13 protein-coding genes are annotated in these 14,013 nt (G+C 63.3%); 1 reads left to right on the top strand and 12 read right to left on the bottom strand.

Features of this window, described 5'->3' with window-relative positions:
* Window positions 1–50 precede the first annotated feature (50 nt).
* Window positions 51–401: a preprotein translocase subunit YajC gene (gene yajC / locus ACZ5WT_RS14635; RefSeq protein ID WP_464284514.1), complete on the bottom strand. Its 351-nt coding sequence runs from the start codon at window positions 399–401 to the stop codon at window positions 51–53.
* A gap of 204 nt (window positions 402–605) precedes the next feature.
* Between yajC and ACZ5WT_RS14630 the strand changes: the two genes are divergently transcribed.
* Window positions 606–1,484 carry an ATP-binding protein gene (locus ACZ5WT_RS14630; RefSeq protein WP_464284513.1) on the top strand — a complete coding sequence of 293 codons (879 nt, stop codon included), beginning with the start codon at window positions 606–608 and terminating at the stop codon, window positions 1,482–1,484.
* Window positions 1,485–1,555: 71 nt separating this feature from the next.
* Here the strand turns inward: ACZ5WT_RS14630 and ACZ5WT_RS14625 are convergent, their stop codons facing one another.
* The 11 genes from ACZ5WT_RS14625 to argS all read right to left on the bottom strand — a co-directional run bounded on the left by ACZ5WT_RS14625 (window position 1,556) and on the right by argS (window position 14,009).
* On the bottom strand, window positions 1,556–2,644 hold the full coding sequence (locus ACZ5WT_RS14625) for a peptidoglycan DD-metalloendopeptidase family protein (RefSeq protein WP_464284512.1): 1,089 nt from the start codon (window positions 2,642–2,644) through the stop codon (window positions 1,556–1,558).
* Window positions 2,645–3,040: 396 nt separating this feature from the next.
* The gene (surE, locus tag ACZ5WT_RS14620; RefSeq protein WP_464284511.1) at window positions 3,041–3,808 is read right to left on the bottom strand and encodes a 5'/3'-nucleotidase SurE; all 768 of its coding nucleotides are present in this window, start codon (window positions 3,806–3,808) and stop codon (window positions 3,041–3,043) included.
* The gene (serS, locus tag ACZ5WT_RS14615) at window positions 3,808–5,337 is read right to left on the bottom strand and encodes a serine--tRNA ligase (protein WP_464284510.1); all 1,530 of its coding nucleotides are present in this window, start codon (window positions 5,335–5,337) and stop codon (window positions 3,808–3,810) included. The genes surE and serS overlap by 1 nt, the downstream gene beginning before the upstream one ends.
* A 108-nt stretch (window positions 5,338–5,445) precedes the next feature.
* A complete protein-coding gene (tatC, locus tag ACZ5WT_RS14610) occupies window positions 5,446–6,267 on the bottom strand; it encodes a twin-arginine translocase subunit TatC (protein ID WP_464284509.1) in 822 nt (273 codons plus the stop codon).
* Window positions 6,264–6,986, bottom strand: coding sequence for a Sec-independent protein translocase protein TatB (gene tatB, locus ACZ5WT_RS14605; protein ID WP_464284508.1), 723 nt, complete (start codon window positions 6,984–6,986; stop codon window positions 6,264–6,266). Before tatB ends, tatC begins: the two co-directional genes overlap by 4 nt.
* Before the next feature lie 43 nt (window positions 6,987–7,029).
* Window positions 7,030–7,239, bottom strand: coding sequence for a twin-arginine translocase TatA/TatE family subunit (gene tatA / locus ACZ5WT_RS14600; RefSeq protein ID WP_464284507.1), 210 nt, complete (start codon window positions 7,237–7,239; stop codon window positions 7,030–7,032).
* A gap of 57 nt (window positions 7,240–7,296) precedes the next feature.
* Entirely contained in the window at window positions 7,297–8,394 is a 1,098-nt protein-coding gene (locus ACZ5WT_RS14595) for an ABC transporter ATP-binding protein (protein WP_464284506.1), read from the bottom strand.
* Complete coding sequence (gene scpB, locus ACZ5WT_RS14590; RefSeq protein WP_464284505.1) at window positions 8,387–9,037, bottom strand: SMC-Scp complex subunit ScpB; 651 nt, start codon at window positions 9,035–9,037, stop codon at window positions 8,387–8,389. Before scpB ends, ACZ5WT_RS14595 begins: the two co-directional genes overlap by 8 nt.
* The gene (locus tag ACZ5WT_RS14585; protein ID WP_464284504.1) at window positions 9,034–9,822 is read right to left on the bottom strand and encodes a segregation and condensation protein A; all 789 of its coding nucleotides are present in this window, start codon (window positions 9,820–9,822) and stop codon (window positions 9,034–9,036) included. Before ACZ5WT_RS14585 ends, scpB begins: the two co-directional genes overlap by 4 nt.
* Window positions 9,823–9,940: 118 nt before the next feature.
* Window positions 9,941–12,181 carry an SPOR domain-containing protein gene (locus ACZ5WT_RS14580; RefSeq protein ID WP_464284503.1) on the bottom strand — a complete coding sequence of 747 codons (2,241 nt, stop codon included), beginning with the start codon at window positions 12,179–12,181 and terminating at the stop codon, window positions 9,941–9,943.
* Between the two features lie 82 nt (window positions 12,182–12,263).
* Entirely contained in the window at window positions 12,264–14,009 is a 1,746-nt protein-coding gene (gene argS, locus ACZ5WT_RS14575; protein ID WP_464284502.1) for an arginine--tRNA ligase, read from the bottom strand.
* Between the last annotated feature and the right edge of the window lie 4 nt (window positions 14,010–14,013).

The raw sequence follows: 14,013 nt of genomic DNA, 5'->3' as shown, positions 1-14,013 counted from the left end.
AAAGCAGAAAACCGGAGCCCTTAGGCTCCGGTGAGGATTGGCAGCCCCAATTAGGCGGGCTTGTTGTCGTTGACCGGCTCAGCTTTGCTGCGCACGTCGGCAATCATGCCACGAACCAGCTTGACCTTCACGCCCTGGGCAATCTCGACTTCGAGATCTTCGCCATCGACGGCCTTGGTCACCTTGCCGATGATGCCACCGGTCGTGACGACGGTGTCACCGCGACGGATGGCCGCCAGCATGGCCTGCTGTGCCTTGAGTCGCTTCTGCTGGGGGCGGAAAATCAGGAACCAGAAGATCACCACAAGCAGCAGAATCGGCATCAGCTGGATGAAGATGTCACCGATACCGCCAACTGGAGCGGCGCCGGCGGCCTGGGCATAAGCGGGCGTTACGAACATAAAGCGAGTTTCCTATCGTTTCTTCTTGGTTTGTGAGGGCATGCGCCAAGTTCCAGCACCGCTAACGAAGCCACTGGACGCATATGGGGCTCGCTGCACTTGCGCCCCGGTCAAAATCGGCGGGACTATACATTTGCGCCCGGTCGATTGCAAAGCCAAACCGGGCGCCGCAAACTGCCGCGACGATGACAGGGACGAACCGTTTTGAAGACCAAAGACCAGCTGGCCGAGATAGCCGCCTCCTTGAGCCAAATTGCAAGCGCTCTCAATGCCTTGGCGCCCGCTAACAATGATGATCAGCCAGCGCTCGGCGCGGCTGACGCCTATCACTGGGATGGTGATGCCGGAGTGTTGATGGCCGTGCCTCGGGTTAGCCGGGTTCCGCTGGCCATGCTGAAGGGTATCGACGCCGTTCAGGACATCCTTTTGCGCAACACTGAACAGTTCGCGCGCGGCCACGGCGCCAACAACGCGCTGCTCTGGGGCGCGCGCGGCATGGGCAAGAGCTCGCTGGTCAAGGCCATCCATGGCGACATTGCCCAGCGCAGGGACGAGGGCTTCGACCGGCTGGTGCTGATCGAGATCGCGCGGGAGGACCTCGAGACCCTCCCTGCCCTGATGCGACGGATCGGCGGCGAAGACGCGCGCTTCATCGTCTTCTGCGACGACCTCAGCTTCGACAATGGCGAGACCAGTTACAAATCGCTGAAGACCATTCTCGATGGCGGCCTCGAAGGCCGTCCCGAAAACGTGCTGTTCTACGCCACATCGAACCGCCGCCACCTGATGCCGCGCGACATGATTGAGAACGAACGCTCGACTGCGATCAATCCAGGCGAAGCAGTGGAAGAAAAAGTCTCGCTCTCCGACCGCTTCGGCCTCTGGCTTGGCTTCCACAATTGCGACCAGCCGACATTCCTCACCATGGTCCGCAGCTATGCCGACCACTACGAGCTCGATCTCGATGACGAGACCCTGCGTGCTCGCGCCATCGAATGGGCCGCCACCCGCGGCGCCCGTTCCGGCCGCGTCGCCATCCAGCTGGTCCGCACCCTGGCTGGCGAACAGGGCAAGCCGATCTAAAACCCCATCGCGAATCCCAAAAAGCAAAACCCCCGCTTTCGCGGGGGTTCTTGTTTGGATCAGTGTCAGGCTCAGCTGGCCAGCAGCGGCATCGGATCGACGGGCGTTGCGCCCTTGCGCAGTTCGAAGTGCAGCTGCGGCTTGGTGACCGACCCGGTCTGGCCGGCGGCGCCGATGCTGTCACCGCGGTTGACCACGGCACCCTTGGAGACGCTCATGGACTTCAGGTGCGCATAGGCCGACACGTAGCCATTGGGGTGACGGATCAGCACGAGGTTGCCGTAGCCCTCAACGCCCGAGCCGACATAGATGACCGTGCCGTTTTCGGCGGCTTTGACGGCAGTGCCTTCCGGCACTTCGATATTGATGCCGGTGCCCTTGGACGAGGCAAAGTCCACCAGAACCCGGCCGCTGGCGGGCCAGCGGAACTTGTCGTTACCCGACATAGCCGGCTCTGCGGCAGGCGGGATAGCGGCCACCTGGGCCGGCGCGGGAGCAGCCTGCGGTGCTGCAGGCGCTGGCGTCGCGGCCTGAAGAGTGCTCGGAGCGGCCTGCGGCAGAGTCTGCTGACCCGGCGTGGGCGCGGCCATGGGAGCAGCGCTGGCAACCTGGGTCGGCGCCTTGGTGGCAAGCAGATCGGCACGGCCTGGAATGATGACCTTCTGGCCAACAACGATCTTGTCGGGGGAGGACAGGTTGTTCGCCTGCACGATAGCCTGGGTGGTCACTTCATAGCGACGCGCGATCGTGTAGAGCGACTCGCCACCGGCGATCGTGTGGGTAAAGGCATTGCCAGCGGCGGCTGCGGCGGGAGCCGGCGTCGCGGCAGGTGCTACCGCGGCGAGCGCGGGAACGGAATTGTTGGTCGGCAGGCTGCCAAGAGCAGCAGGGGACGGCATGGCGGGGGCCGAGGCGAAAGCGGGCTGTGCTTGCATGGCGGGCAGGGATCCCTGGGAAGACTGGTTACTCAGTACAGGAAGGTCTTGGGACTGGACGGACGGCGCGGTATTGGCCACGACGGGCGCCATAGGCTGGTTCCAGGCAGGCTGTGCCTGCTGGTTCCATGCCGGCTGCGCCATGCCGCCACCACCAACATTGGCGGGCGGCAAGAACTGGCTTTCGGCCACCAAAGTCTGCGGCGCACCGAGGGAGGCGGGCATGGGCTGGCTGTAGCTTGCAGGAGCGCTCTGCCCTACCGAGGCAGTCGTAACAGGGTCGCCGAAAGCCCGGCTACCAAGACTGGAACACCCAGACAGTGCGACGGCGGCCACAAGACCGGCCAATGCAACAGCCCCTTTGGGCGCCCGACGGGATACGCGGATACTCATCAGCTTACTCGTACACAGCTACTCAACACAGGATTGAAGTTAGGCCGGTAAGGTAAAGACGAGTTTAAAGCCGATGCGATTTGAGCCAAATCGCGGGGGTGAGATTCTGGATTGGGTAAGGTTAAGAGCACCGGGACGGGTACGCCCTCCCCGGGCTCTGTGCCACGGCCTCGCAGTACAAGCCTCGCGATTAGTTCGCGCCTCGAACCCCGAGGGCGTCCCCCATGCCTAAAGCGACAGCGTACCCTTCATCCGCTCGATCACGTCCGAATCCGCCTGCTGCAACCGCATCGGCGTGACGGTCACGAAACCATCGCGGCGCATCACTTCGAAATCCGAGCTGCGATCGAGGGGCATCGGCGTTTCGGGAATCGCGATGAAGAACTTGCCTTCATTGTCGCTGGGATAATAGCTGAACGGCGAGCGCGAGAAGCGCTGATGCGGCACTACGGCGATTCCCTTGGTGGTGTCGGGATCGCAGAACGGGAAGTTGACGTTATAATAGTGCTCCCGCCCCCTGGCGGCGGCGATCACCGAGCGAGCGACGGCCGCGCCGTGCCGAATCGAGTTGGCCCAGTCAACTTCGCGGCCATTCTCATAATTGATGCCCTGGCTCATGGCGATGCCGATGGCGCCGTGAAGGGCCCCTTCCCGCGCACCGGCAGCCGTGCCCGAGCAGTTGATGATGTCACCGAGATTCTGCCCGGCATTCACGCCGGACAGAACGACGTCGGCCGGCTTGTCGCCGAGCAGATGCGTCATGCCCGCCACGACGCAGTCGGCGGGTGAACCACCGACCACGGCGAAGGTGCGCTCGTCGCGGCGGTCGAAATGCAGTTCCCGGCCAAGGGTAAAGCGGTGCCCTGCCCCCGACTGGTTACCATCGGGCGCCACGATCCACACGTCATCGCTCAGCATCCGGGCAATGTCGGCCATGATGGCGATGCCGGGGGCATCGACACCATCGTCATTGGTGATGAGGATGCGCAGGCCCATCAGCGGCCGCCGATCGACGTCAGGCCGCCCATGTAGCGCTGCAGCACTTCAGGAATGGCAATGGAGCCGTCTTCCTGCTGGTAGTTTTCCATGACCGCAATCAGACAGCGCCCAACCGCCGTGCCCGACCCGTTGAGGGTATGCACGAAGCGCGGCGCCTGCTTTTCGCCGGCGGGGCGATAGCGGGCGTCCATGCGGCGGGCCTGGAAATCACCGCACACCGATACCGACGAGATTTCGCGATAGGTGTCCTGGCCCGGCAGCCACACTTCGAGGTCATAGGTCTTCTTGGCACCAAAGCCGATATCGCCGGTGCAGAGATTCATCACGCGGTAGTGCAGGCCAAGGCGCTGCAGCACGGTTTCGGCGCAGGCAAGCATACGCTCATGCTCATCCACCGACGTTTCCGGCGTGGTGATCGACACCATTTCGACCTTGTTGAACTGATGCTGGCGCAGCATGCCGCGCGTATCGCGACCAGCCGAACCGGCTTCCGAACGGAAGCAGGGCGTCAGCGCGGTCAAACGCATCGGCAACTCTTCCTCAGAGAGGATTGATTCCCGGACCAAGTTAGTGAGCGGAACCTCTGCAGTGGGGATGAGCGCCAGGCGAGTGTCCTGAGCAACGTGTGGCAGCAACTCAGATACACGACGCTGTATCTCACCACCCTTTTTCAAATAACGGTTCCAAAGCAATTTGAAATTTGGATGGGTCTGAAACGGATCCATTTCCGGAACCCGACGCAAGAATTCCCATTCCTCGTCAGTCGCATCGAACCGAAGCTGTTCTTCGATCGTCTTTCTTTCCGCTTCTGATATTCTTAGCGAGGTGAAGAACAGGTCTTCTTCGAACTTGGGCAGCTGGTTGGTGCCAAACAGAGCATCGTCCTTCACCAGCAGCGGCGGCTGAACTTCGGTATAGCCATGTTCGCCAGTGTGCAGGTCCAGCATGAACTGGCCGAGGGCACGCTCGAGGCGAGCCACCTGCCCTTTCAGCACCACAAAGCGGCTGCCCGACAGTTTGGCGGCCGTTTCAAAATCCATCTGCCCCATGGCTTCGCCGATTTCGAAATGCTCCTTGGGCGCAAACGACAGGTTGGGCTTGGGCGCGCGCGACGCCGCCGCTACTGCAGGCGAACCGTTGCGGCCGAAATACTCCACATTGCCGGATTCGTCCGTGCCATCGGGCACGTCTTCAAATACCAGGTTGGGGATCACGGCCAGCGCATTGCGCAGCTCGGCTTCCACGGCGCGCTCGTCAGCTTCGCCCTGCGGAATGAACTCCTTGAGCGTGGCCACTTCAGCCATCAGCTCCTGTGCCTTGGCCTCGTCCTTCTGAGCCTTGGCCTGGCCGATCTGCTTGGACAGCGCGTTGCGCTTTTCCTGGGCGTCGTTCAGCCGGGTGATGATGTCGCGACGCCGGTCGTCGATGGCGAGCAGATCGGAGGACCGGACCGAAACTCCCTTGCGCCGCGAAACGGCAGCGTCGAAAGCTTCAGCGTTGGCTCTGATCCACTTGATATCGAACATCGGTGCTACGGGACATTGCCCGCCTCTCTGGTGGTCCTGCCGAACGGCGCAAGGCCGCATACGACCTCCGGCTCGGCAGATGCACCATGAGGTCAGCTCAGATCGGGGCTACTCGGAGAGTTCCGCGGCACGGGCGGCCTCGGCCGCTGCCCGCTTCTTATCTATCCGGCGAACCGACAAGATGGCCAGTTCGTAGAGCAGGTAGATGGGCACGGCAAGACCGATCTGGGAGATCGGATCGGGCGGCGTGATGAACGCGGCAAAGATCAGGATGCCGACGATGGCGTAGCGGCGGCCCTTCTTGAGCATATCCTCGTGCACCAGATCGATCTGGGCGAGGAGCGTCAGGATAACCGGCAGCTGGAAGCTGATGCCGAATGCCAGGATCAGCGTCATCGCCAAACCAAGATATTCCGACACGCGGGTCAGCATCTTGATCTCGTCCGTCTGCATGCCGGCAAAGAAGCCCAGAGCCATCGGCAGGATGACGAAATAGACCATCAGCGCGCCGAGCACGAAGAAGATCGGCGTGGCAATCAGGTAGGGAATGAACGCGTGGCGCTCGTGCTTGTAGAGACCCGGCGCCACGAACATGTAGATCTGCGACGCAATGAACGGGAAGCCCAGGAACAAGGCGCCAAACAGCGCGATGTTCAACTGAGTGAAGAAGAATTCCTGCGGCGCCGTATAGATCAGCTCCAGGTCGCCCGGGTTGGCGTAGACGCTGCGATAGGGAACCAGCAGCAGGTCGAATATCTGACCGGCGAAAATGAAACAGCCCATCATCAGGACCACGACCGCAACTGCGGAGTAGATCAGCCGCTTGCGCAGCTCGATCAGGTGCTCCATCAGCGGCGCCTCGCTGCCCGCGAGTTCGTCGTCAGTCTCTTTGGTCTTGTCTTCGATCTGCTTGGTCTCGGCCATGGTCATTCATCCCCGGCCTTGACTGGAGCAGCTTTCGGCTTGGCAGGCGCACGCTTCTTCGGCGCCGGCTTGGCTTCAGCGGGAGTGGTTTCTGCAGTCTTTGCAGCAGGTGCCTTTGCAGTGGGAGCCTTGGCAGGCTTGCTTGCTGCCGGCTTTTTCGCTGCTGGCTTCTTTGCCGGAGCTTCGGCTGCAATTGGCGGCAGTTCGGTGGTGACGACCGGGCGCGTTGGAGCGGCCTGGGCCTTCACCGGCGCTTTCTTGCGCGGGGCCTTCGGCGCCTCGACAGTTGCTGCCGCCTTGGCCCCTGCGGGCTCTGCAGCCTTTACGGTCGGCTTAAAGCCATACTCGGCGGCCGCTTCGTTGGCGGTCTTGGCCGGAGTCATACCGGCCGCAGCCCGGATTTCGTCCACAACGCTCTCAGCGTGGGGGTCTGCCGGCTTGATGATTCCGCTGGGCTTTGGGCCCGTCGGCGTCATCGCGTTGAACTCCTTGCGGATTTCGTCGCTGGTCTTCTTGAGGGGAGCGGTGATCGAATTGCGCAGGTTGCGCACTTCATCAAGACCGGTGGTCTTGTTGATCTCGCGCTGGAACTCGTTGCCCATCCGTCGGATCTGACCGGCAATCTTGCCGATCTTCCCCATGACAACGGGCAAGTCCTTTGGCCCGATGACGATCAGCGCAACCACGCCAATCACCAGCATCTCTGTCCAGCCCAAGCCGAGCATAGTCTATTCCCTCACAGCAAAGGCAGGGTCGAGGCAGACGTCCTTAGACGTCTTTCTTCTCGGTCTCGCGAGCAGCGGCGTCAGCGGTGGTGGTCACCTGCTCTACCGGCTTGTCGTCGTCGCGCATGCCCTTCTGGAAGGCTTTGATGCCCGAGGCAACTTCACCCATCATACCGGAAATCTTGCCGCGCCCGAACAGCAGGATGACGACGACGGCGACGACGAGAATGCCCCAAATTCCTGGCGCGTGCATATTGGTCTCCTAGAAAGTCAGTACGCGTTACACGCGAAAGATAGGTCAGAAATAGGTTCAAACGCGAGCAAACACAAGAACGTGTTCCCGGTTCAACGTTACGAATACATCTTGTCCAACGATCATCGACATATTCGATGGCTGGCGCAAGGCGAGTGGACTGTCGAGGCCTGCAACTATCACCTCGCAGATATCGATGCCAATGGCATCGCGCTTGCCGATGATGCGTCCCGGCGTGCCTGGCCCCTCGCTGGCCATAGCCACCCCACCCGCCGGCCGGATGGCAATCGTCACGGCCGTTCCATCAGCATGGCCGGGCGTTTCGACCCGCCCCAAAGGCGTATCGGCACTGCCGTTCGAAACAATACTGTCGATCTCGCTGAGCGGCGAGAAGAACCGGGCAGCGTTGAGGTCCACCGGCTCGCGATAGATTTCCGAGGCTGTGCCGATCTGGGCGATCCGCCCATGCCGCAGCAGTGCCACCCGGTCCCCCAGCACCATGGCCTCCTCCGGGTCATGGGTCACGATGAGGCTGGTCACATGCGTCTCGCGCAGCACGGCGAGCGTTTCGTTGCGCACCGTTTCGCGCAGCCGCGCATCGAGGCTCGAAAAGGGTTCATCGAGCAGCAGAACACCTGGCCGCGGCGCCACGCTGCGGGCCAGCGCCAGGCGCTGTTGCTGCCCGCCTGACAGACGATGTGGGTAATCGGCGGCCCGATCTTCCAGCCCCACTCGGCGCAGCGCGGCGCGGGCCTGGGCGTCGGCAGCACTCCGACTCAATTTGCTCAGCCCGAACAACACGTTCTGCAGAACCGTGAGATGGGGAAACAGTGCGAAGTCTTGGAACATCAGGCCAATGCCACGCCGGTCGGGCGGCAGCGTCTTGCCCGGCGCCGAAACAGTTTCCCCGTTGATGCGCAGCGCCCCGCCGTGAACCGGCTGGATGCCCGCAGCCACGCGCAGCGCGGTGGACTTGCCCGAGCCCGAGTCGCCGAGCAGACAAACGATCTCGCCCGGCCGCAGCGTCAGGCTGAAGCGGTCCAGCACCACCCTGCCCCCAAGCTGCACCTCGACAGCATCGAATTCCAGATTCGCCGCAAAGCTAACACCGGTGGTGCCGCGCGCGCCCCAGCCGGCCTGGCCAGTATCAGGCATTGTCGTCGTCCCCACCGAGGTCATCAGGATCCAGCGGGTCTTCGTCGTCGCGCAGGGTTCCGTCAAAGGGCAGCGGGATCTGCATATTGGGCGGCAAGCGGCCCGACAGCAGACCCGAACCCTTGAGCTCATCGAGCCCCGGCAGGTCGCTCAGCGTCTCAAGCCCGAAATGGTCGAGAAAAGCCTCGGTGGTTCCATAGGTCACCGGGCGGCCGGGCGTCCGGCGCCGGCCACGCATGCGGATCCACCCGGCTTCCATCAGCAGGTCTATAGTCCCCTTGCCGGTGGCCACACCGCGCACTTCCTCGATTTCGGCACGCGTTGCCGGCTGGTGATAGGCAATGATCGACAGGGTTTCGAGCGAAGCGCGCGAAAGCGGCCGCGTCTCCTGCTGCTCCCGGCGCAGCAGAAAGCCCAGGTCTTCAGCGGTACGGAATGCCCATTTGTCGCCTCGTCGCACCAGGTTGACGCCGCGCGGTGCGTAGCGCTCCTGCAGCGTCAGCAGCAGTTTGCGGACATCTGCACCCTCGCCCAGATAGGGCAGGAAACTGTTGGCATCCAGCGGCTCGCTGGAGGCGAACAACAGCGCTTCGAGCACACGCAGATTGCGCTCCAGCACCTGGCTGTCACCGTCCCTGCTCACGGCGTTTCCACCTTGTGGCGGCGCATGAACAACGGCCCAAAGGTCTCGGTCTGGCGCAGGTCGATCTGGCCGAGCCGAACCAGCTCAAGGCTGGAAGCAAAGCTCGAGGCGCGCACGGTGGCGCGCTCGCTCGGCGTGGCCAGATAATCGGCCAGGTAACTATCCATGGCGATCCATTCAAAACTCTCGCCAATCAACCGCTGCAGAATATCCCGCGCCTCCTTCAGCGACCACACCGTGCGTTGCAGCGGCGTATATTCGGCAACGACACCGCGCTCGCGCTGGCTGGAATAGGCCTTGAGCAGGTCATAGTAAGTGGCTTCCCAAAGGGATGTCCGGGCGATCTCGATCGGCTCGGGCATACCGCGCGCATAAACCTGGAAGCCCAGCCGTGGCCGGTTCATCAGCTGGCTGGCGGCCTTGCGCATCGCTTCGAGGCGCTTGAGCCGGAATTGCAGCATGGCGGCCAGCATTTCACCGGACGGCTCGTCGTCAGATGGCGCCTGGGGCACCATGAGGCGGCTCTTGAGATAGGCCAGCCAGGCGGCCATCACCAGATAGTCGGCGGCAACTTCGATACGCTTCTCGCGCACGGTCTCAATGAAGGCGAGATACTGCTCAGCCAGCGCCAGCACGGAAATGGCGGCAAGGTCGACTTTCTGGCGGCGCGCGAGATCGAGCAGCAGGTCCAATGGACCTTCGTAGCCGTTGACATCAACATACATGACATCTTCGGACGCCGGCGGAACGGGCGTATCAAACCAGTCGGTCTGGGCAGTCGTCATGAATTGGGAGCCGCGCTGCTGAAACGAGCATCATCCTTGGCCGCTGGGCCGGGTAGCGTCAAGCGCCCAGCCCTCCTGCGGCGGCGATGTTCACCGGTGCCTGCCCCGCAGGGCTGGATTACATGATCACGCAGTCGCCGCCGGCATTCTTGACGTTGTTGCAGATCGTGTTGGCTTCCTGCCGCGAATTGGCCGGCACGCGGACGCGGTAATAGATGCCGCGCTCGCCAAGATCGACGCGCTGCACTTCCATATTGGCGCCGCCAAACAGTGGACCGAAGCGCGCGACCATGTTCTGGGCCGAGCGGCGGGCTTCTTCCTCGGTGCGCTGCGAAGCAAGCTGCACATAGGCGGGCGCATTGTTCGGCAGGGCATCAACCTCGACCGGCGCCGCAACAGGTGCGGTAACCGCCGGCGCGGGTGCGGCCAGAGCCGAATTGGTCGGCGGCGGCGGCAGCAGGTTACCACCGGCCGGCGCGTTGCTGACGGCGTTGATCGGCGAAGTCGGTGCTGCGACTGTCGGCAGGTTAGCCGGACGCTGCAGCGGAACCGGCGCAGTCTTGCCGGTAACCGGGTTACCCGCCAGATCAACCACCGGAACAGTCGAGCCCGGGGTCACCGGAACGACAGTTGGGGCGGCAGGTTCAGCGGGCGCAGGCGTGGCGGCGGGCGTTTCCGCCACAGGCGGAGCGGCAGCAATGAGTTCGGACACGGCATCGGCGGCACCCGGAACTTCGGGCACGGTCGGACGCGCGACGGGCAGAATGGTGCTGCCCGCAACGCTGTCGTCGCCGCTGACAATCGTGCCATCGGGACGGACGGTCACCGTGCGCACCTTGCGGTTGGCCAGGCCTTCTTCGCTCAGCGCTGAGGTCGGCGGAACCTGAATGACTTCGTTGACGTCGGCCTGGTCGCGCGACACCAGCTGCTCTTCGGCACCCGGCACGACACCATCGATCTCGTTGAACACGACGGACTGCGACGGCGCTTCAGTCTGCGCCTCGGGCACTTCCTTGATCGGGCTCTGGTCTGCGGTCAGCAGCGGCGCCGGACCGGATTCGCCACCCTGCCCCAGCATCCAGTATATGCCGAAGCCAGCGGCCGCCAGCAGCGTGATCGCGACGGCAGGACCAGCAATAGCACGCGAGATGCCCGGAGCGCGCGGCAATTTGGGACGGCGCGACGCCACCGGCGTCGGCATTTCATCGTCGGTTTCGGGCGCATCGACCCAACCAACATGGGCGCCCGTCGCCTGGGCCGCAGCCATAATGGCTTCATCCGCACCCGAAAGGCCACGCGCCGATGGCGGTGCGGCCGGAACGGGCTGCGCCGGAATGGTCGGCGTTGCCAGCGACCGCAAAGCCGGGCTCGGCGCCGGGCGCGGCTCAACGGCTGGTGCCGGAGGCGTATCCAGCTCGACCCGCATGGCGCGGCCGATCAGGCTTTCAATGTCATCAATGGGATCGCTGCCAACGCCATCATCTGGCTCGGCAACAGGCTCCGGTTCCTTCCGCGTCATGGGGCGGAGAAAAGCGTCGGCGGGATTGGGGCGCGGTGCAACCGGCTCTGGCGCCGGCGGCATCACAGGCTCGTCCACGACGGGCGCAACCTCGGCCTCGGGGCGGCCGGAGCCGAGCCCGAACACGGGCGGAAAGCCAAAGCGATCACCCTCGGCCTTCGCCGCTGGCGTCTCGACCGGCTGCGAGCTGGCAGGCGCAGCAAAACTTGGATCAACCCGCTGCGGCGTTGCAGGGGCAGCCGGAGGAACAGCCCATTCGGCCTTGGGTTCCGCCCGAAGATCGGGAGCCGGACGCGTCACAACCGGAACCGCTGGAATTTCTATGCGGGCAACCGGCGGTTCGGTGCGAGCGACTGGCGGCTCAGAGCGGGCCACAGGCGGCTCAGCACGCGGTGCGGGTGCCGGATTGGGTTCGCCGGTCAGTTCGGCGGCGATGAGGTCGGCAATGCTGTCATGGCTCATCGGAACCACGGTCTCGGACGATACCGCAGGCATCGGAGACATCGCGCCAGCTTCACGCTTGGGCGACTGTAGCTCAAAATCGAAATCGAACGGCTCTGGGGCCACTTCGGCCTTCGGCTCGGGAATGCGCGGCGGCACCGTTGCAACCGGTGGCTGCTGCGGCGCGGGGGCTGCCGGGCGCGGAGCCTGGCGCTCCGCTTCAAAGCGCGGCGCGGGATTGACCGGCGGCGTGTTGTCGCCACCGGGGATACGCACGGGCGTTGCAGGCGCAGCTGGACGATCGCCCTGTGCATCCTGAGCCATCAGCTTGGCGAGCTCGGCGATCAGGTCGTCTGCGGGGTCATTTTGTCCGGCCATCGGCTGCGGTCTCGCTGTCATTCAAGCAGCGCCCTCTTGATTGTGACTGCGGCGCTCCAATCCGGAGCATTCTGCCGCGAGTCATCACAGTATTACGCCCGAATTATGAAAGCTCCTCGGGGGCGGAGACGCCCAGAATTGCTAGTGCGTTGACGATAATCTGCCGCACGGCATCAACCAGCGCGAGTCGGGCCAAAGTCAGCTTTGGATCGTCAGTATTAACAAAACGTAACTGAGCGTCATCCTTGCCCTTTGCCCAGAAGCCGTGAAGGGCTGCTGCGAGCTCATGCACATAAAACGCAATCCGGTGCGGTTCGTGGGCGATTGCCGCCGCCGTGACGGTGCGCGGCCACGCTGCCAGCACCCGCACAAGATCAAGCTCGGCAGGCGTTACGATGCGTTCGATTTCGGCCGCTGCCAGTGCTGCCGGCGAGACGTCGAGACCCGGCAAGTCGCGGGCTGCGGTCTTGAAGATCGAGTAGGTCCGGGCATGGGCGTACTGCACATAAAATACCGGATTGTCCTTGGTCTGTTCCTTGACCAGGGCAAAGTCGAAATCCATCGACGCGTCATTGCGGCGATACATCAGCATGAAGCGGGTGGCGTCGGCCCCCACTTCATCGACCACGTCGGCCAGCGTCACCAGGTCACCCGAGCGCTTGCTCATCTTGAACGGCTCGCCGTTCTTGAGCAGGCGCACCAGCTGGCAGATCCGCACGTCCATGTCGGCCGCATTCAACGACACTGCCTTGGTGGCCGCCTGCAGGCGCTTGACGTAGCCCGAGTGATCGGCGCCCAGCACGTTGATCATGTGCTTGAAGCCGCGCAGGAACTTGTTGCGGTGATAGGCAATGTCGGCCGCGAAATAGGTGTATGAGCCGTCCGACTTGATCAGCGCGCGATCGGTGTCGTCGCCGAAATCGGTGGCGCGGAACAGGGTCTGCTCGCGATCTTCCCAATCCTCGGGCGTCTTGCCCTTGGGGGCATCGAGGCGCCCTTCATAGATCATGCCCTTTTCGCGCAGCCAGTTGAGCGTCTGCTCGATATCGCCGCCCGGACCATGCAGCGTGCGCTCCGAGAAGAACACGTCGTGGTGGATGCCCAGCTTGGCCAGGTCCTGCTTGATGAGGTCCATCATCGCCGCCATCACGCGTTCGCGCACCAGCACCAGCGCTTCGTCTTCCGGCATGTCCAGCAGCGAAGTGCCGAATTCTTCCTTCAGCGCCTGCCCGACCGGGACCAGATAGTCGCCCGGATAGAAACCGGACGGAATCTCGATGGTCTCGCCAAGAGCCTCGCGATAGCGCAGCATGGCCGAACGGGTCAGCGTGATGATCTGGCTGCCAGCGTCGTTGATGTAATATTCCCGCGTCACCTCATAGCCCGAATAGGACATGAGCGAGGCCAGCGTGTCGCCGAACACGGCGCCGCGCGTATGGCCCACATGCATAGGGCCGGTGGGGTTGGCCGAGACGAACTCGATATTGACCGGCTCACCCTGCCCCAGTGCCGAGCGGCCATAGTCGGCGCCCAGCTCGGCGATCGAGCGCAGCACCTGGTGCCACACCGGCGCGTCGAGACGGAAGTTGATGAAGCCGGGACCGGCCACTTCGACCGAGGTCACATCGGCGTCATGCTTGAAATGCTCGACCAGCGCTGTCGCGATCTCGCGCGGATTCTTGCCCAGCGGCTTGGCGACGATCATCGCCGCATTGGTGCTGAGGTCGCCATGGGAGGGATCGCGCGGGGGCTCCACGACGATTCGCGCCAGCAGGTCGGCCCCGACTTCTGGGAACAGAACCTGCATGGCATTGCCGATGCGTGCGGAAAAGAGCGCGAAAACGTCCATGGTA

Source organism: Devosia sp. T2-14, assembly GCF_055397495.1.
Note: the sequence above shows the minus strand (reverse complement) of the source record. Positions and strands in the feature narration are given on the sequence as shown.